Below are 18,932 nucleotides of genomic sequence, written 5' to 3'. Positions count from 1 at the left end.
CGTGAATGCGCGCCCCGAGATATTCTGTCATGGGCGGTCGACGCGATATCTGAGATGTACGGAGCCAAGGTCGGCTGGTTCGACGCTGAGAAGCGTGAGCCTCACCCTGTCCGCGAGCCCATCGTCACCGCCCTCGAATATAGCCGGAGAATTCGACTTGCCTCCGATCGCCGGAAAGACGACCACACTGACCTCGTCAACAAGACCCGCGTTCAGGAAATGCCCATTCGTTTGTGCTCCGCCTTCCAGCATCAGACGCTTTACGCCGAACTCTTCGCCGAGAACGTCTAGCGCGTTTTTTAGGTCGACGGCATCGGCCTGGGACACAATATAGGAAACGCCGGCCTGCATCAGGCCCGCCAGGTATCCGTCGTCTACATCTCGTGCGGTCAGGACGACAACGTGAGCGCCCTCGATGTCGCCCTTGTCCCAGCGCAACCGACCGTCTTTATCGACGATCACGGCGAACTCGTTGGCATCTGGATCGGCGATATGGACCGGTCGCTCGGCTTTGCCGGTTGTTTCATAGGGTCGGTCGACGGCGTCGGCGAATTCCTCTCCCGTCGCTCTTCCCGAAAGCCAGGCGTCGGCGCCGATCTTCTCATGCAAGTAATCGTAGACGTTCACGAGTTCATCAATCGAATGGCCGGTCCCCCCGGCCCAGTCGTTGACGATCAGTCGGCCGTCCAGCGGCGACATCATGTGACAAATCACATACGGTCTTGTCATTGGACTATTTTCCTCTGCTAAACATTCGCCATCAGCGTCCGTCGTTTAACGATGCCAAGAACTTCTCTTTCCAGTCGGGATGCCAACGTGAAAGAGCCGGCCGGTTCAGGATCATATCATCGGCTGCCCAGCGGATCCGCTTGGCATCAGTCTGCGACGTGACCGCGTTATCCGGGCAAATTATGTAGAAGTCCCCGTCCAGGAGACGAGCCAGAAAGTATTCCACCACCTGCTCGGCCGTCCATGCCTCATCTGGTTTCGGTGCGCCCTGTGGCTTAAAAGCCATGTTCATTGGTGTCCATGTGTAGCCTGGGACGAGAAGATGTGCCGATACACGGCCTGCGGTCACCTTCAGTAACTCGTGCGCCAGCTGTTCCGTCAGTACCTTAACCGCTGCCTTCGCCACAGAATACGCAGCGTTGCCCGGAGGAGTCGTGATACCTTCCTTGGAACCAAGGTTGATGACCGCCGAAGTGCGGCTCGACTGGATCAGGTAAGGCACGAAAAGGTGTTGCGCGGCCAGGACACCTCCGAAATTTACTTCGATCTGACGTCGCCACTTTGCGGGATCGTCCCAGGGGCCCGCTCCCTGCGTAATGCCTGCGTTATTTACAAGCACGGCCACCTCGCCAAACCGGGAAAGCGTTTCGTCGCGCAACCTCGTCAGCGCTGAGAGATCTGACACATCGCCGCTCACGCAGATGGCGTCGACGCCAACTGTTGAGGCAACATTCTGGAGCGCGTCCGCGTCTAGGTCGAACAGCGCAAGCCGCATGCCGCGGGCTGCAAAAGTCCTCGCAATTGCCAAGCCGATGCCGTTCGCAGCGCCCGTGACGACTGCAACGCGGCCGGGGGCAACGATCCCTTCCATTCTCTCGCTCATGTTTTTCCTTCTTATTGTGACTCGTGGGCCTCAGCAGTGGAAGTCGCGCCGTCGAGCAGTCGTAACATCCCGCCAGTGCATGCGAATTCCCACTATTTCACTCGACTGACGACCGCCCTTACAAACAATGCATCGCCTTCAAGCCAACTTCAGCCAGATCGGACCATATTGCTTTGCGGGGTAAGCACGCCGTCCTTTCATCGTTGGAAAAAGATAGATTACTCGGCCGAACGCTTAAAGTTAGGCTGATTGCACACGCTGATGATCACTGCTCATGCATCGCGACGAGCTTGAGACGCCGTGCTGAGGTCCGGGGGTCATCGAGGGTTTCTGTCCGCATCATAATAGGTGGCCATTGCGGACGGTCGGTTTTTGGTTTCCTGCCGGTCACCTCGATAAATTTGGCTCACCGCCGCGATCGATTTTGCTCATGTAACAAAAGCGGCTCTCCCTCACTTTCTTAGGCGACGCCTTGGAGCACCCCTGGCGTCGAGGAAAAGTATTGGAGTGAAATCATGACAGACAATAAACCTCTCGCATTGGTGACTGGCGGTTCGTCGGGGATCGGCCTCGAGCTTGCAACGCAGTTCGCTCAGAATGGTTTCGATGTCGCCATCTCCGGCTCCAGCGACAAGGTAAGCGAAGCGGCCGACGTCCTCCGACGCTTGAGCGCGGAGGCCTATCCATTCAAGGCGGACGCCTCGACGTACGAGGGCGTCGAGAGCTTCTGGACCTTCACCCAGGGACTAGGCCGCCCAGTAGAAGCCGCTGCTCTAAACGTTGGTGTCGGTATTGGTGGTGCCTTCGTGGACAACAACCTCGATGATGAGCTTCGCCTGCTCGCAATCAACGTCACGGGTACCGTCCATATGGCTAAACGTGTCGTCCAGCACATGGTCATGAACGGCCGCGGCAGGATTCTCATCACCTCCTCGGTTTCAGCGACACAGCCCACTCCGTACGAAACCGTCTACGGCCCCTCAAAAGCGTTCGGTTACATGTTCGCGGAGTCCCTGCGGGAGGAGTTGCGCTCGACCGGGGTCACCGTGACGGCGCTGCTTCCAGGCGCCACCAACAGCGACTTCCACGCAAACGCCGGAATGGGGGGCACAAAACTGGGCGGCCTAAAGAAGAACGACAAGACGCTCGTCGCCAAGCAAGGGTTCGAGGCCCTCATGAACGATGTGGACCATGTCGTTGGCGGAGATCAGGAGACCAAGCTGCAGGCGATAGAAAACCGGACGATCCCGGAGCCCGTCAAAGCCGCCCGCCAAGCCGAGTTGACTCGACCACAGTGAAGGAGCCCGTTATGTCGAATCTTAAAGAGAAGGTCACCATCGTCACAGGAGCTTCGTCGGGAATTGGAGCGGCGACAGCTAAACGCCTTGCGGAGAAGGGTGCGCGCGTAGTCCTTGCCGGCCGCAACGACGGACGCCTCGCGAAGATCGTCGAGGAAATCACCAGATCGGGCGGCATCGCCAGCCACCACGTTGCCGATGCGACCGATTTCGAAAGCACCAAAATGCTCGTCGCTTTCGCCAGGAGGACATACGGCCCGGTCGATATCCTGGTCAACAATGCGGGGCTCATGCTCTTCTCATATTGGAAGGATGTCGCGGTCAGCGACTGGAACAAGATGATCGACACCAACCTGCGTGGTTATTTGCATGCAATCGCTGCGGTGCTGCCTTCGATGTTGGAGCGAAGGTCGGGCCGAATCTTGAACATGAGCTCTATCGCTGGCGTCCATATCGGTGAGGCGGCAGGCGTTTACGGCGCGACAAAGTTTTTCATCCGCGGAATCACCGAAAGCCTCAGAAAGGAGGTCGGGTTCGGAAATGGAATTCAGATCTCGATGATCAGTCCTGGCGTAATCGACACTGGCTGGGCCGACAAGGTCGAAGACGAAACGGGTAGGAAGATCGCTGGCGAACTCAACAAGCAGGGTATTCCGCCGTTGTCGGTCGCGGACGCCGTGATCTATGCCCTAGACCAGCCTCCGGAGATCACGATCAATGATATCATCCTGCACCCAACTCGGCAGGACTGGTAGATCGTCGGCGCTGGATGCTGGTCGGTTCAGCGCCGTTGATTTTGAGCCTCCAAGCCTGCTAGAGGGCAGTTATCATTCAAGACTGGATCCTGTTCGGCGTCTGCGCAATCTCACCTGTCCATTGGGCCATCTCTCGTGCCTGAGGATCACGACGCCTTATTGCGTAGCCGTGGGCAGCTTAGAGGTCGTCTTTATGTGCGGCGACCCTCGCCATCTCGCCAACCGAAGAGCACGACGAGACGCTGAAGTCGACACGCTGGCCCGATCGTTCAACGTGCCCAAATCGGACATCTCGAGGTTGACCATCATCCTGCCTGCAACAGCACCAATTCGTTTTAGGGCATATATTTGAGTGCCTTTTTCCCGCATCAAATACCGGGGTAAACAAGGCCAATCGAATTAGGAATGAAGGAGCGGTTTGCAACTCCGTCTCAGTTTGTGTAAAGGCAATTTTGGTTTAGCGCAGGCTTGAGTACTGTTCACCCATGGCGTCAACGCGAGCGGATCTAGCCGACCTTGAAGCTTTCGTCGCGATCGCGCGGGCGGGAGGGTTCCGAAAGGCCGCCGCAATTCGCGGCGTCTCGGGCTCCGCTCTCAGCCACTCGATCAGGGGTTTGGAGAACCGCCTCGGCGTTCGTCTGTTTCATCGGACAAGTAGGAGCATCAGTCTCACCGCTGCCGGCGAAGTGCTCCTTGCCGAGCTTGAACCACGTTTCCTCGGCATACAGGCCGCGATCGATCTTCTTGACAGCTTCAGAAGCGGGCCTAGCGGCAGAGTGAGAGTGAACACTCTCCGCGACGCGGCCCAGCTGCTGATTGCTCCCCGAATGCCAAGTTTTCGGCGCAGCTACCCAGATGTCGAAATCGAAATCAGCGTTGACGATCGCTTTATCGACATGGTGGCGGAAGGCTTCGACGCCGGAATCCGTTACGGGGGAACTGTCCCCGAGGGAATGATCGCTTCGCGCCTGACCCCCGAACTCGAATGGGTCGTCGTCGGTTCTCCGGCCTATCTCAACGAGCGGGGGCGACCCGAACGGCCGACGGACCTCCTAAAACACGAGTGCATCCGGATCCGAACCGGTACAGATCGCGTCTACAAATGGGAACTCGGCAATGGGGATCGCATGGTCACTCTCGACGTTCCGGGATTGCTTACGCTCGGAGATTCGGAACTGTCGATCCGCATGGCGGAGGAGGGGTGCGGGCTCTTCTATTGTTTGCGGGCACGGGTCGAGGATAAACTCGCCGCTGGCGCGCTCGAGGTAGTGTTGCCAGACTGGACGTCGCAAGGGCCAGGTTTCCACGCCTATTATGTTTCGCACCGACAGGTGCCGTCGGCTCTCCGGACATTTCTCGATCACCTTAAGGCGCCGATTTCATATGATGATGGCGAATTGTCGAAAAGACCATGACCTCATGTGTGTCCGGCTCTCAGGCTGCCGATCTAAGCCGTTGCGAAACCCACTTTCGCGAAGGACACCAAGAGCTCACCGGCCATTAAGCTCCTTAAAAATTTGGAATGAAGGGGTGCCTGCTTCGCGCGTCCACATGCGGAGGTAGGTGTGGTGCCATGTCAATTCAGGCCGCCGGATTTTCACTAGGGGCTTGACGATGATCAGGAGATAGTGAACTCGGTGAGGCCAATACAAACGCGCATCGCGTCTGTCGATCATCAGGTATCAGACAATCCACGCATTGATATCTTCTCTAAAAGCGGTCATAGGTATGCTAACGCTTGGTGCGAAGATAGTCCGTTTTGGTGATGGTGATGGAGTCGGATCTACAGATTGCGAGACAGAGTGCGACTTTGCGCGTGAAGGTCGAAGAGACCCTGCGGCAGGCGATCGCCAAAGGCCGTTTTAAACCTGGGCAGCGGCTTGTCGAGCGCGAGCTCTGCGAAATGCTCGGCGTTGGACGGACTTCAGTTCGCGAGGCCCTCCGCCAGTTAGAGGCCGAAGGGATCATCACCAGTTTTCCTCACAAGGGACCGGTCGTGAGCACCATAACCTATGAAGAAGCTGCCCAACTGTATACAGTGCGCGCCCTATTAGAAAGCTTCGCGGGACAGCAATTTGCGGAAAACGGTTCGGCCCAGGATATTGCGACACTGCAGGCTGCGGTAGTTGAGTTTGAGGCTGCCGCTGAAAGCGGCGTTGGAAGCCGCTTGATCGACGCCAAGAGCGCTTTCTATAACTGTCTAATGGACGGCAGCAAGAACGTCTTTGTTAGGCAGTTGCTGACGTCTCTTCACAACCGAATCAACCTGTTGCGGATGACCTCGATGACGCAGCCAGGGCGCCTCTCTCACAGTATTGCGGAAATCAAAGAAATCGCCGATGCCATCAAGAACCGCAACGGGCCGTTGGCTGCGGCTGCCTGCAAGCACCACATCGACCAAGCCGCGAAGGTGGCGCTGGAGTATCTTAGGAAGAACGCCGCTAACGAATCCTAAATTTTCCGATTGACAGATTGTCTGATAATCCTTTTATTCCATCTGGAAGAAGAGCAGGCGTTTCATTGCCTGCCTGACCTTGGAGGAAGAATTGTCAGCGACAGTCAACGCAAAGCGGGTGGCGTTCATCGGCCTCGGCGCGATGGGGCAGCCCATGGCCCAACACCTCATTTCGGCGGGTTTTGAAGTATTCGGGTTTGATCTCTCGCCAGACGCGCGGCAGACCCTCGCAAAAGCAGGCGGACATGCTGTCGAGGCGATGCCGGACGCCATGAAAGACGCTGATTACGTCATTACGATGCTACCTAACGGCAAGACTGTCCGCGATGCTCTCCTAACTGGCAACGCCTGCGGCGGCCTTAAGCCGAACGCTCTTGTCATCGACATGAGTTCTTCCGCGCCAAACGATACTCGTGAACTTGGTGTTGAGCTCGCCACGCGAGGACTTAGGCTGGTGGACGCTCCGGTATCGGGCGGCGTCAAGCGTGCTGTATCGGGGACGTTGACCATCATGGCGGGTGGTGTCGAAACTGACATCGAAGAGGCAGAGCCTCTTCTGAAATCAGTCGGATCGCAGGTGTTCAAGACCGGACCGGTTGGATCGGGCCATGCGATGAAGGCAATCAACAACTTCGTTTCCGGCGCAGGTGTGCTCGCGGCTATTGAGGCCGTGGTTCTCGGCCGCTCATTCGGTCTGGAACCCCACACCATAGTGGACATTCTGAACTCCTCCTCGGGCAAGAACAATGCGACCGACGTGAAGATGAAGCAGTTCATCCTGTCGGAAACCTTTGGCTCCGGCTTCGCGCTCGGACTGATGGCGAAGGATATCCGCATCGCTGCCGATCTGGCCAAGACGCTCGGCCTGCGCCTCGAAGCTCTAGCAAGCACCGCCGACGCCTGGGATGCGGCGCAGAAGGAGCTCGGTCCCGCGGAGGATCATACCCGGATCATCCGCTACGTGATGGATCACGCCTAAGCGTCTCACGATGATGCATTGAACTAAGACCATCGAACGCGCAGAATTACATTGACAGATTGTCTGATAATCTGTCAATAATGAGGTGAACGAGGAAACTAAGGAGCTTGTTGCATGACCGTAGTGGAAGCAGCGACAGTGAAGACCAATGGTAGGGAACGGCCCATACCGTCCGAGCAATTTGCCCATGGGCTGACAACGCGTCGCGAAGTCATGGGGAACGAATATGTCGACGCCGCGCTTGGGAAGGCGACCGACTTCACCTGGCCCATGCAGCAACTCGTGACCGAGTATTGCTGGGATAGGATCTGGAACCGTCCAGGCCTCGATAGACGCTCTCGGTCCATTCTGAATCTCGGCATGATTTCGGTCCTCAATCGTCCTCACGAACTCAGGGGTCACGTGCGGGGCGCGATCAACAACGGCGTCACCAAAGAGGAGATCCAGGAGATCTTGTTGCAAGTGGCGATCTACGTTGGCGTCCCCGCCGGCATCGACAGTTTCCGCCACGCCCAAGAAGTCTTCAACGAGATGGGCATCTAATCCGTCGTCACGGGGAGTGGCGGCAAACAACCAAAGCGCGGAATTGTCCGCGTTGATCAACAGGGAGGAGCCGAAATTGGCTATCAATCTCGAGAAATTCACTCAGCTCGCGCGTGAGGACTTCGAATTCAAGCGCGAAACCCGGTACCTCAACGGCATCATTAAACTGGATTTCCCCGGACGTTCCGTCGCCCTTCATTTTGACGACGGAAAATTGGTGAACGTTGAAGAGGCAGGTTACGACGACGACAAGTGCAAGATCGTTATTCGTGGAACGCGCGAGCAGTGGGAGGCACTGCTGCAGCATAAGCCACTTCCCTTCTATCAGTGCCTGCAATCGTCCAACGTCAAGCACGGCCTCTACCTCAGCAACACCAACGAGACCTTCGCGTATCTGCCCGCTCTCAACCGCATGACGACGCTGATGCGCAACGCACGCATGGAAGGAGCAGCAGCATGACTAAGCACGATCCGATCACCGGCCGATATATCTATCTGACAATCGACGGCATTGAGTATCGCGTCTACTACGAGGAAGCCGGTCTAGGCATTCCGCTTCTCGTCGGCCATACAGCCGGTTCCGACGGCCGCCAGTATCGTCACCTGCTTTGCGACGAGGAAGTGACTAAGAACTTCCGCGTCATAGCCTTCGATCTGCCGTATCATGGCAAGTCGCTTCCGCCCTACGGCGTCCGCTGGTGGGAGACCGAATACAACATGACGAAGAAGTTCATGATGGATTTCCAGGTCGTGCTTTCGAAGGCTCTCGGCCTCGACCGTCCCGTGTATATGGGAAGCTCCATGGGCGGCCATCTGGCTATCGATCTGGCATCGAACTATCCCGACAATTTCCGGGCGACGATCTCGGTCGAAGGCGCACTGCGTTCTGCAGCCGAGTATGTTGACGTCGGTATGGCGGGCATCCGCCGGGAGTTCGATAATCCTAACGTCAACCGCACTTCGATCGGCGCGGCTATGATGCTGAACATCTCGCCTTACTCGCCGGAAGCGAACGTCCGCGAAATCCAGTGGGAGTATAGCTGCGGCGGCCCGGGAATCTTCGCTGGCGACCTCTACTACTACTACTACGATCACAACGTTACCCCTGAAGAGGCAAGCAAGATCGATACGTCGAAGTGCATGCTGTACTTCCTGACGGGCGAGTACGACCCGAACACCTCCCCGGCCGACACCAAGATCGCTGCCGACCTCGTCAAGGGCAGCAAGTTCTGGACGATGGAGAAGCTCGGACACTTCCCAGTGACCGAGGACTACACCGAATTCCGCAAGTACCTGCTGCCGATCCTGGAGGAAATTCAGCAGACATCCGAAACGAAGGCGAAGGTCGCCTGATAACAGTCTTTGGGAGGAGCATATCAATGAAAGACTTGCTGAACATAACCATCGGAGCGCTGATTTCGGTCAGCGCTCTTGCCGCCGCCGCCTACGCCGACGGCGTCGATCAGCTGCCGGCTAGCGAAAAGAAGATCTACCAGATTGTCGACCCGCAGATCCCGCTTGGTCCAAGCGCCTACAAGGACTTCAAACCCAAGAAGGGACCACCTTGGAAGATCGGATATGCGAGCAGCTACGCCGGAAACACCTGGCGCGCGGCTGCGCTGGACGCAGTGATGAACGATCTTCTTCCGAGGTCGAAGAAAGCGGGTTTGGTTTCCGACGTCGTGGTGACGCAATCTGACCTGAAGGACGCGGTTCAGATTCAGCAGATGCGGCAGATGGTCGACGATGGCGTCGATGCCATCATCATCTGCTGCTCGAACGTCACGGCGCTCAACCAAACGATCGAATACGCCCACAAGGCGGGGGTCCCGGTATTCTCATTTTCGGGTTATGTGACGTCTCCCTACGCTATCAACGGCGCTGCAAACCACGCCCAAGGCGGAGCCGAAATGGCTGACTGGCTCGCAGGGAAAATCGGGAAGAAAGGAAACGTCCTTCTCGTCTCTGGGATACCTGGCTTTGCCTCCTCTGACAGCTTCGACAAGGCCGCCAAGGAGGCTCTCGCCAAATATCCTGATATCAAAATCGTCGGAGAAGTGGCGGGCAAATGGACCGATCAGGTTGCCCAGGTTGAAGTCCAGAAATTTCTTGCGACGAATCCCTCTCAGATCGATGGCATCTTGACCCAGGGTGCCCAGGAAAACGGCGTGCTGAACGCGATGCTTCAGTCGGGCCGTCCGATGGTTCCGATCACACTCGGCGGCGAGGCGTCCGCGGCTTGCTACTGGCGAAAGAACCCCGACTGGATCGATGCCAGCTTCCATATTTGGCCGCCTCGTCGCGAGATGCAGCAGATGTGGGAGATCATGCTTCGCACGCTCGAAGGGCAGGGACCAAAGGTGCAGACGTTCCTTCGTCCGGTCTTGCCATACACGATCGAAGATGTGCGGGCGGCGATCCCGGACGACTGCGATCTCAATTCGACGGATTTCATCGAGCCAAAGGCCGATGGCTGGTTCCCGGCAGCTGTCGCGGATCAATACTTCGAGCGTCCGGCTGACCCCTGGAAGCTCGTTAAGTAAGGCTCTTGCCGTCTGGCGACGTCAGTCGTCAGACGGAAGTTCTGGTTATGCGGATGAGCGGCGCTGACAGACAGGGCTGCCGGAGGTTCTGCAATGGACAATGAAACCACCATCAGGATGGCTGACGTCGCCAAGTCGTTCGGCGAAACAAAGGCGCTCAAGAAATGCGACTTCGAAGCCCGCGCCGGAGAAGTGCACGCGATCGTCGGCGAAAACGGTAGCGGCAAGAGCACGATGGCTAAGATCATGTCGGGTGTGCTGCATCCGGACGCCGGCACGGTCACCATCCTTGGCGAGCAGATCACTTCGCCAGTTGACGCAAAGCGGGTCGGCTTGGCCACCATCTTCCAGGAAGTCCTGGTCGCAGAGGAGGCCAGTGTTTTCGACAACCTGTTCGTTGGGCGAGATGGCATCTTTCGTTCCGAAGGTCATTCTGGGGATCGTTGGCTCGAGGCCGAGACAATCCTCGCTCGCCTCGTCGGAAAGCCCGTCGATCTCAACGAAGTCGTCGGGCGACTGCCTCTCAGTATTAAGCAGTGGATCGTCATCGCTCGTGCAATCCTGCGCAATCCGAAGGTTCTCATCCTCGACGAATCATCCGCGGCACTTGACCTCGACTCTACGATCCGTCTTCACGGGGAAATCGATCGCATGCGAGCTGGCGGCGCGACGATCCTGATTGTCACGCACCGGATCGCGGAGCTCGTGCGAATCGCCGATCGAGCCACCATCCTTCGTGATGGGGTCACCGTCGGCTTGCTTGAGAAGCAGGAGATCACGGAAGCGAATCTGCTGACCATGATGACCCCTTCTGACCGGCGTGCGAGCGACGCAAAGCATTATGCCGCTAAGGGCCGCGACGGCGCGCATGCGATCCTGACGGCGCGGAACCTCGCGATCCACAGATCAGCGGCAGCTTTCGATTTCGATCTGCCTCAAGGAGCGATTGTCGGCGTGGCCGGTCTCGACGGACAAGGTCAGGATGCCTTCGTGCGTGCCGTCGCCGGGATCGCCCAGCCGTTCGGAGGCGACGTTCAGGTGCGCTCCTCCGGCACGGGGAAAATGACTTTGGTGGGAACACTCGACGAAGCGGCGAGGGCTGGGATCTCCTACGTTTCCGGTGATCGGAAGCGGGAAGGCATTTTTCCGCAACAAAGCATCTTTGAGAACCTTGCGATCGGCGTCTACCGCAAGAACCTGGGCACGTTCGGAGTGATCCGGAAGCCCTCGCTCAAGCCGATGTTCAAGCAAGAGGTCGACCGATTGCGCATCAAGATCGGGAATCCGTCGAATAAGATCACATCGCTGTCCGGAGGAAACCAGCAGAAAGTGCTGATCGGCCGAGCCTTTGCGAACGATCCGAAGGTCATTGTCCTCAACGATCCCGCGCGCGGGGTCGATCTCGGGACCAAGCGGGACCTCTATCGTGAACTTCGTATCTTTGCCGATAAGGGCGGTAGCGTGATTTATCTCTCGAGTGAGATAGAGGAGTTCATCGGCTTTGCCGATCGCGTCGACGTCTTTTTTGCCGGAAGGCTGTTCCGCTCGCTCTCGGGTGACGACATAGCCGAGGAGCCCATCCTCGCAGCAATGTTCGGACAGTCCCGAGATACTTCTGTCGAGTTCGACGTGGAAAGGACCGCGTGATGACTAGCAACGCACTTCGACAGGTCGCGCGAGACCGCTCACTTTTTGTGCCAGCTGGTCTGTTCATCGTGCTCCTGGCCGCGGTCGCGACACGCGGCCATGGCTTGTTCACGACGAACGGCATCGCCGGCGCGATCCTGGTCGCCACCCCGCTCATCCTTACGGCGCTCGCCATCACGCCTGTCGTGATGGCGGGAAGGGGGGCCGTAGATCTGTCGGTCGGGCCTCTGATGGGTTTTATTAATGTTACGCTGATCACCTGGCTCGTTGGCAATGGCGTCACCAATCCCGTCGCTGTCATCGGGTGGGCGATCGGACTTGGAGCAGCTTTCCAGCTTTTTCAGGCTCTAGTGATCATCTATGTCCGCGTCGCGCCAATCATCGTGACCCTCTCCGGCTTCCTCGTGCTTTCGGGCATGAACCTGATGGTCATGTCACGGCCGGGCGGTGTCGCTCCGGACTGGATGTTGAGTTGGGGCGCCGGCACGAGTGTGTTCTCTCCCGTCCTCTTTTTGCTCCTAGCGGCATACGTGGTTTGGGCTGTTCTCCGGCGCACGATGTTTTATCGCAATCTTCGCATGACCGGCGCGGATGAACGGATGGCATACACGAGCGGTGTGCCCGTCGATACCGTTCGCATCATCGCACATGTCGTCGCGGGTGCCTTCACCGGGCTTGCTGCTCTGAGCTACACCGCGCTCATTTCTTCGGGCGATCCCACTCAGGGAAGCACCTATACGCTTCAGGCCGTTACGGCGCTGGTACTTGGTGGCGCAAGCCTGTCCGGTGGGCGTGGTGGAGCATTGGGTTCGACGCTCGGTGCCATCAACATGTTCCTGATTTCCTATCTGCTTTCCACCTTCAACTTCGGCACCGTGTCGGGCTTCGTCACGCAGATGGCATTCGGCCTAATCCTGGTCGGTTCGTTGCTCGTCAACGTCTTCGTGATCACCCGGCGAGCCGCCGCTTGAGAGGACAATGAAAATGATTTCCACGGTCATGAAGACTGACACCGGCGTAACGATGCGGTCGAACCCGCTCCGAACCTACAAAGGTATTTCGATCGGTTTCGGATTGCTCGCATGTCTGCTCGTACTCGGTGCGCTGCTTGTTCCGGGCTTCGTATCGTCGCAGAACGCGCGGTCGATCCTTCTCCTTGCGGCGTTCCTCGGACTGGCGTCGACTGGGCAGACGCTGTGCGCCCTTGTAGGAGCGCTGGATCTTTCCATTCCGTACATCATCGGGGGGGCCAATATTCTTTTGCCAAGCTTGATGGTGGCAGGGCTGCCGGCTCCCCTTGCCATGCTTCTGGTGCTGCTGCTGGGCGCTCTTGTCGGCGCTACCAACGGCGCTCTGAGTTTCAAGCTCCAGGGACAGGCGCTGATCATGTCACTCGGCGTGGGCTTCGCTGCGGTCGGGGCGGTACAGATCTACACGTCGCTGGGTTCGCAGTTCGGTGGGACAGTCTTTGCGCCAGTTCCTGAATGGCTGCGCAACATCTCAGCGTTCAACGGAAAATTCTTCGGCCTGCCGATCCCGCCGGTTATTGTCGTCTGGTCTGTCATCGCCATCGCGTTGAGCTGGCTCATGCACAATACCTGGTTCGGGCGTAGCATCTACGCCATCGGGGGAAGTCGGACCGCTGCCGCACGCCTCGGTATCTCCGAATTCAAGGTGTGGACGGTGATCCATAGCGCCAGCGGCGCAATGTCGGCGATCACAGGCATGCTGCTTCTCGGCTTTTCGGGCGGCGGGTTTGTGGGGGTCGGCGATCCCTACCTGTTCACCACTGTCGCTGCCGTTGTAATCGGTGGAACGTCATTGCTCGGTGGGGCAGGTGGCTACGGCGCCACGGTTCTCGGCGTCCTTGTGCTTACGGTATTGACGTCGCTTCTTGTGGGCCTCGGCCTCAGTTTCCCTGCGCAGCAGGCCGTCGTCGGTTTGCTGATCGTGCCGATGGTCGCGATTTACGCCCGATCGCCCCACATACGAAATCAGATCTGAAACTATACGCAGGCATTCGAAAGGAACGCTGATGGCTGTCTCGAACACTCTTCTCAACCGTCTCAAAGACCACTCTCTCGTACGTGAAGAAATGTTTGTGGGAGGCACTTGGCAAAAGGAAGGGACAGGCGGTGAGCGGATCGAGGTGCAGAATCCCTCCACCCTCGAGGTTATTGCATCTCTCCCCAGTGCCGGTCTCGACGATGTGCGCGTTGCCATTGACGTCGCAAAGAAAGCACAAAAAAGCTGGGCAGCCCGCTCCGGGAAGGACCGAGCGTCGATCATGCGGAATTTTTATGACTTGGTCGTGGAGAACGCCGATGATCTTGCAGTCATTTTGACGTCTGAAATGGGCAAACCGCTTGCCGAAGCTCGTGGGGAGGTGGCATACGGCGCATCTTATATCGAATGGTTCGGGGAAGAGGCGAAACGCGTCTATGGTGACACGATACCGGGTCACCATGCCGATAAACGTCTTCTCGTCCTCAAGCAGCCCGTCGGTGTCGTCGCCGCTATTGCGCCATGGAACTTCCCATCCGCGATGGTCGCTCGCAAGGTCGCGCCGGCTCTCGCTTCCGGATGCGCAATCATTTTCAAGCCCGCCGCAGAGACCCCGCTTTCGGCTCTCGCGCTCGCAATCCTCGCCGAACGGGCGGGAGTTCCCAGCGGATTGTTCAGCGTGCTCCCAACTAGAAACGCCCGGATGTTCGGCGCGGAGGTCTGCTCGAACCCGATCGTCAAGAAGCTTACCTTCACTGGTTCCACGGAAGTGGGGCGCATCCTGATGGCCCAAGGCGCACAGAAGATCATGAAGCTCAGTCTCGAACTCGGCGGTAACGCTCCCTTCATCGTCTTCGATGACGCGGATCTCGACGAAGCGGTGGAGGGAGCGATGTTGTCCAAGTTCCGCAACGCTGGGCAGACCTGCGTCTGCGCTAACCGCCTATATGTCCAGAGCGGCATCTACGACAAGTTCGTGGAAAAGCTGGCGAGCCGGGTTGCAGGTCTTAAAGTCTCAGACGGTTTTGATGATGGAGCAACGATAGGTCCATTGATCAATGACGAGGCGGTGACCAAGCTCTACGACCACATCGAGGACGCGGTCAGCCGCGGTGCCTCCGTCGTCGTCGGCGGCAAAAGACATGAGAACGGTGGGACCTTTGTCCAGCCGACGCTTCTGTCCGGAGCGACGAAGGATATGAAGGTCGCCCGCGAGGAAACCTTCGCGCCGCTGGCGCCGGTCTTCAAGTTCGAGAGCGTCGATGAAGTCATCGATCTCGCTAATGACACGGAGTTCGGCCTCGCCGCTTATTTCTACGGGAACGACCTTCGCAACGTGTGGAAGGTGACCGAGGCACTTGAATACGGCATGATCGGCGTGAACACAGGCCTGATCTCGACGGAAGTGGCTCCGTTCGGCGGCGTGAAGCAGTCGGGCTTCGGTCGCGAGGGATCGAAGTACGGCATGGATGACTTCCTGTCCATGAAATACGTCTGCCTCGGCGGCATACCCGCCTGAGAAGGTTGAGGAGGCGCGCCGAACGGCGTGCTTCGCAGTGAAGCTCTCCATCCATTGAATCGGCGTCCCCCACGACCTGGGGGAGGCTACATTCGTATCTCTGAGAGGTTCGCAGCGGAACCGCTCTCAATCGCAAGGTTGCCGCATGACAGAACAAGCATCTGCCGAACACATCAAGAAGCCCACCCGGAGCGACCACGATATCTCGGCATTCTACAGCCATGACGACTTCGTCGAGGAAAGAGCCGATGGCGTCGATCTCACCGCTCGCACAAGCGTCGAGGGGGCCAGTGGCTTTTATCGGGTGAATGTTTCACGCGTGAAGTCGGTCGACAACACCTAAAATCAAGTTTTCTACTTGAAACCGCACTCTGGCGCCGTCGACAGCTGTCCAACAGCTTTCCCCACTGCGGCGACTCCGCTCAAGGCTGGCAGGACCGCCGTGAATTAGTCGGGCGAGAAGGCTACATACGATGCCATCCCCGCCCGACCACGCCTTGGGAGCGTTAGACGTGTGATTGCTGCCCCGGCGCTAGGGCCACCTCGATCAAGTAATGACCGTTCTTCGTCGTGCGGCTTGGATACATGCTGGTCATCGCAGGTTCATGTGGCGTCAGAACTCGACGCATGTCGAAACCGGTACACTTCATTATCTCGTGAGTAGTGAAGATGAGCTTAGTTTGGCTGCCAAAGGCAAGGCCGACCGGAAGATAGATCGGGTCGCCGGCGACACCGCCATCAATATTGTCGTGCCGATAAAGTAAGTCCCCCGTATATACGAAGACGTCGTCGCTTGCAGATTTGCCGTCGTTACGGATGATGACATATTGCGACCCGGCGGTATGGGTGTCCCGCGCTATCCTGACATCGATCCCCGGGAAGATGTTGTCGGCATCGCCATCAATGCCGCGCATTCGCCCCTCCCGAGCGACTTGGACTGCATAGAGCATGTCCCCCGTATCAGTGGCCGTGAGCAGCCACCGAAAGCGTCGGTCGAGCGCCATCATCGAAACCCATGCCGCGAGCTCTTCCTGCTGAATGTGGAAGGTTGCGTTGGGGAACAGTTCCAAACCACCCATGTGGTCGAAATGCGCGTGCGTCAGGATCACGTGGTCGATTTCCTCGGGAGTACAGCCGACCTCGGCGAGGACTTCCTTGGGCGAGAACCAGTTCTGAACGTTGAAGCGCTCCATGAATTCACGGCCGTGGGAGGCGTAGTTCACACCGCAGTCCAACAGGATCGTCTTCCCATGCCCCTTCAGGAGGGTGTAGCAGTAAGGAAGCTTTTCATTGCCCGCGTTGTGCCGGCCATAGACGAGAGAACTGCTAGGCGCGTCAGGTACCCAGGCGAATTCGAGCATCCATATTGAGTAGTCAGACAATGTCACCTCCCAATGCCTATTAACTGATAGCGGTTTCATGAAGGGCACAACACGAGTGGCGGAAGTCCACCACCTCGAACCCTGGCAGGCATTTTGATGCGTTTCTTAATTCCGACCATGCCGCCTGTAGCGGCACCAGCGGGTCGCGCGCGGATGCGGAGCCTGCCAATGTGCGCTCTACGTGCTCCATCGCGACGCGCAGCAGGTTGCCTGCGTTGGCGAGATGACTGTGAAAATGCTGGCTGCGAGGCGTGGACCGGAGTGCGCGGAACTCCTCATTTCCCGCCTTTATGAGGCGGGCCGCCGCGGCCTGGACCTGCACGTCGAGTACAAGACGGGACTTCGCAATGGCAAGAAGAACTAGAAGCCCCGCCAGTCGATTGGCCGCACCATGGAACTTCTCGAAGCACGCGTGAGCAGAAATCGCATAGGCTGAGGTTGTGTCATCCAGCACCTCGGCTGCCCGTATCAACTTCGTCGACGATGGTGCCTCTTTCCTCATGCGGCATGTTCCTCCGGAGGCGCGGCCGGCGCGACGTGCCATCCTAAGATCAGATCAGCAGCCTTTTCTGCGATCATCAGCGTCGAAGCATTGGTGTTGGCAGACGGCATCGAAGGCATGATCGAGGCATCTGCGACGCGAAGAGCGGACAGGCCATGTACGCGCAGTTGCGAGTCGACCACGTTTCCGGGATCTGAGCGCGGCCCCATGCGGGTGGTGCCAATCATGTGATAGACGGTCGTGCCCTTCTGGCGCGCGAATCCGAGGAGATCCTCGTCGCTTTCGAGATCTGGCGTGGGAGATGTCTCGGCATCCATGTATTTGCTGAGAGCGTTGGCTCGGAACAACTGCCGCGCCACGCGCATCCCACCAAGCAGGGCCCTTTGATCCGTCTCATGGGTGAGATAGTTGGGCTGTATCGCCGGATGCTCGAAGGCGTTTGACGATTTGATATGGGCGAAACCAAGGCTCTCCGGGCGCTCCTGCCAGACGCCGAGCGTCAGGCCAGGGTGCGTGTCCAGCAACCCGACTACGCCCTCTCGGAAACTCGCTGGCGCGCACGCGAACTCAAGGTCGGGCCTCGGCAAATAGGGATCGGACTTCCAGAAGATGTGAACAAGTGAGGGGCTAACCGCAAGTATGCTCGGTTTCCCGAAGACCCAACGAGCAATCTGGCCCAGAAGGGCAGGACCTTGAGCGAGATCGTTGATGGTTGTCGAGCCTTTTACGCGGGCAACCATGCGAACGGCGTAGTGGTCGCGAAGGTTATTGCCTACGCCGGGAAGCTCATGGAAAACCCTGACCCCCGCGCGCCCGAGAACGTCGGCCGGTCCGACCCCTGACAGTTGAAGGAGCTTTGGCGTATTGAGTGCACCTGCGGTAAGGATTACCTCTCGTGTCGCACGGATTTCGTGTCGAGCACCGTCTGGCCCTCCCACCACATATGCGACGCCGACGGCCTTTGTGCCCTCGAAGATTATTGAGGTGGCTTGGCTGTTCGTACGGAGGTCCACGTTGCCGCGCTTCATTGCCTTACGAAGGAAAGCGCGGGCCGAGCTGTGCCTGAAGCCTTTGTAGATCGTCCGCTGAAAATACCCTGCGCCGTCTTGGCTGGCACCATTATAGTCCGGGTTTCGGGGAATTCCCAATTCGACCGCCGCGTCGATCAGAGCATCGCTGACGGGATGATGCCAGTCCAGGTCGGTGATTGGAAGCTCGCCGTCACGTCCGCGGTAGCGATCGTCGGCGTTGCCGATGCGACGCTCCGATCGTTTGAAATAAGGCAGGATTTCATTGTAGCTCCACCCAGGATTTCCTTGGGAAGCCCAGTTGTCGTAGTCTATTGCCTGACCCCGGACATAATTGAGACCGTTGATTGAACTCGATCCTCCAAGCACTCGGCCCTGGGGCAGGGCGAAGCTCCTGTCGTTTGTGCCCGGGTTCGGCTCGGACATGAAGTTCCAGGTGAGTTTCTTGCTATAGATATTCTTGATATAGCCGGCGGGGATGTGAATCATCGGATTGACGTCTTTTGGACCCGCTTCGAGAAGGCAGACTTTGAAGCCCGCCTCGCTCAGTCGATTGGTGACGACACATCCAGACGTTCCGCCTCCGACGACGATGTAGTCGAAGCTGTCTCCTCCAAACAGTGCTTTAACCATTTCTCCCCCAAGTGCAAAAGCTAGCCTGTGGC

The 18,932-nt window shown here is 57.9% G+C and carries 19 protein-coding genes; 14 read left to right on the top strand and 5 right to left on the bottom strand.

What is annotated here, in order from left to right:
* Positions 1-27: 27 nt before the first annotated feature.
* Both CO660_RS24595 and CO660_RS24590 read right to left on the bottom strand, forming a co-directional pair.
* On the bottom strand, positions 28-729 hold the full coding sequence (locus tag CO660_RS24595) for a RibD family protein (RefSeq protein WP_097600926.1): 702 nt from the start codon (positions 727-729) through the stop codon (positions 28-30).
* 31 nt (positions 730-760) lie between these two features.
* Positions 761-1,612: an SDR family oxidoreductase gene (locus tag CO660_RS24590; RefSeq protein WP_097600925.1), complete on the bottom strand. Its 852-nt coding sequence runs from the start codon at positions 1,610-1,612 to the stop codon at positions 761-763.
* 515 nt (positions 1,613-2,127) lie between these two features.
* Between CO660_RS24590 and CO660_RS24585 the strand changes: the two genes are divergently transcribed.
* From CO660_RS24585 to CO660_RS24520, 14 genes are all read left to right on the top strand, one after another.
* Entirely contained in the window at positions 2,128-2,910 is a 783-nt protein-coding gene (locus CO660_RS24585; RefSeq protein WP_176536368.1) for an SDR family NAD(P)-dependent oxidoreductase, read from the top strand.
* Positions 2,911-2,921: 11 nt separating this feature from the next.
* Positions 2,922-3,665, top strand: coding sequence for an SDR family oxidoreductase (locus CO660_RS24580; RefSeq protein ID WP_097600924.1), 744 nt, complete (start codon positions 2,922-2,924; stop codon positions 3,663-3,665).
* A gap of 485 nt (positions 3,666-4,150) precedes the next feature.
* Positions 4,151-5,080 (top strand): LysR family transcriptional regulator, encoded by a 930-nt coding sequence (locus tag CO660_RS24575; RefSeq protein ID WP_097600923.1) that lies wholly within the window; start codon positions 4,151-4,153, stop codon positions 5,078-5,080.
* A gap of 353 nt (positions 5,081-5,433) precedes the next feature.
* On the top strand, positions 5,434-6,120 hold the full coding sequence (locus CO660_RS24570; protein ID WP_097600987.1) for a GntR family transcriptional regulator: 687 nt from the start codon (positions 5,434-5,436) through the stop codon (positions 6,118-6,120).
* A 91-nt stretch (positions 6,121-6,211) separates the two neighbouring features.
* The gene (locus tag CO660_RS24565; protein ID WP_097600986.1) at positions 6,212-7,099 is read left to right on the top strand and encodes an NAD(P)-dependent oxidoreductase; all 888 of its coding nucleotides are present in this window, start codon (positions 6,212-6,214) and stop codon (positions 7,097-7,099) included.
* 114 nt (positions 7,100-7,213) lie between these two features.
* A complete protein-coding gene (locus CO660_RS24560; RefSeq protein ID WP_176536367.1) occupies positions 7,214-7,642 on the top strand; it encodes a carboxymuconolactone decarboxylase family protein in 429 nt (142 codons plus the stop codon).
* Positions 7,643-7,718: 76 nt separating this feature from the next.
* The gene (locus tag CO660_RS24555) at positions 7,719-8,102 is read left to right on the top strand and encodes a hypothetical protein (RefSeq protein WP_097600922.1); all 384 of its coding nucleotides are present in this window, start codon (positions 7,719-7,721) and stop codon (positions 8,100-8,102) included.
* Entirely contained in the window at positions 8,099-8,995 is an 897-nt protein-coding gene (locus CO660_RS24550; protein WP_097600921.1) for an alpha/beta hydrolase, read from the top strand. The genes CO660_RS24555 and CO660_RS24550 overlap by 4 nt, the downstream gene beginning before the upstream one ends.
* A 26-nt stretch (positions 8,996-9,021) precedes the next feature.
* Positions 9,022-10,185: an ABC transporter substrate-binding protein gene (locus CO660_RS24545; RefSeq protein WP_097600920.1), complete on the top strand. Its 1,164-nt coding sequence runs from the start codon at positions 9,022-9,024 to the stop codon at positions 10,183-10,185.
* Positions 10,186-10,278: 93 nt separating this feature from the next.
* A complete protein-coding gene (locus CO660_RS24540) occupies positions 10,279-11,832 on the top strand; it encodes a sugar ABC transporter ATP-binding protein (protein ID WP_097600919.1) in 1,554 nt (517 codons plus the stop codon).
* Positions 11,832-12,803: an ABC transporter permease gene (locus CO660_RS24535; RefSeq protein ID WP_176536366.1), complete on the top strand. Its 972-nt coding sequence runs from the start codon at positions 11,832-11,834 to the stop codon at positions 12,801-12,803. The genes CO660_RS24540 and CO660_RS24535 overlap by 1 nt, the downstream gene beginning before the upstream one ends.
* A 13-nt stretch (positions 12,804-12,816) precedes the next feature.
* Positions 12,817-13,836, top strand: coding sequence for a sugar ABC transporter permease (locus CO660_RS24530; protein WP_097600984.1), 1,020 nt, complete (start codon positions 12,817-12,819; stop codon positions 13,834-13,836).
* Positions 13,837-13,867: 31 nt separating this feature from the next.
* On the top strand, positions 13,868-15,355 hold the full coding sequence (locus CO660_RS24525; RefSeq protein ID WP_097600917.1) for an NAD-dependent succinate-semialdehyde dehydrogenase: 1,488 nt from the start codon (positions 13,868-13,870) through the stop codon (positions 15,353-15,355).
* 145 nt (positions 15,356-15,500) lie between these two features.
* Positions 15,501-15,698, top strand: a complete 198-nt coding sequence (locus CO660_RS24520; RefSeq protein WP_097600916.1) for a hypothetical protein — start codon at positions 15,501-15,503, stop codon at positions 15,696-15,698.
* A 163-nt stretch (positions 15,699-15,861) separates the two neighbouring features.
* Here the strand turns inward: CO660_RS24520 and CO660_RS24515 are convergent, their stop codons facing one another.
* From CO660_RS24515 to CO660_RS24505, 3 genes are read right to left on the bottom strand one after another with little or no spacing between them, the layout of a single operon-like run.
* Entirely contained in the window at positions 15,862-16,737 is an 876-nt protein-coding gene (locus CO660_RS24515) for an N-acyl homoserine lactonase family protein (protein WP_245421360.1), read from the bottom strand.
* A 19-nt stretch (positions 16,738-16,756) separates the two neighbouring features.
* Complete coding sequence (locus CO660_RS24510) at positions 16,757-17,239, bottom strand: hypothetical protein (protein ID WP_097600914.1); 483 nt, start codon at positions 17,237-17,239, stop codon at positions 16,757-16,759.
* Positions 17,236-18,900 (bottom strand): GMC family oxidoreductase N-terminal domain-containing protein, encoded by a 1,665-nt coding sequence (locus CO660_RS24505; protein ID WP_097600913.1) that lies wholly within the window; start codon positions 18,898-18,900, stop codon positions 17,236-17,238. Before CO660_RS24505 ends, CO660_RS24510 begins: the two co-directional genes overlap by 4 nt.
* Between the last annotated feature and the right edge of the window lie 32 nt (positions 18,901-18,932).

The organism is Rhizobium sp. L9, from assembly GCF_002531885.1.
GTDB lineage: Bacteria > Pseudomonadota > Alphaproteobacteria > Rhizobiales > Rhizobiaceae > Rhizobium.
Note: the sequence above shows the minus strand (reverse complement) of the source record. Positions and strands in the feature narration are given on the sequence as shown.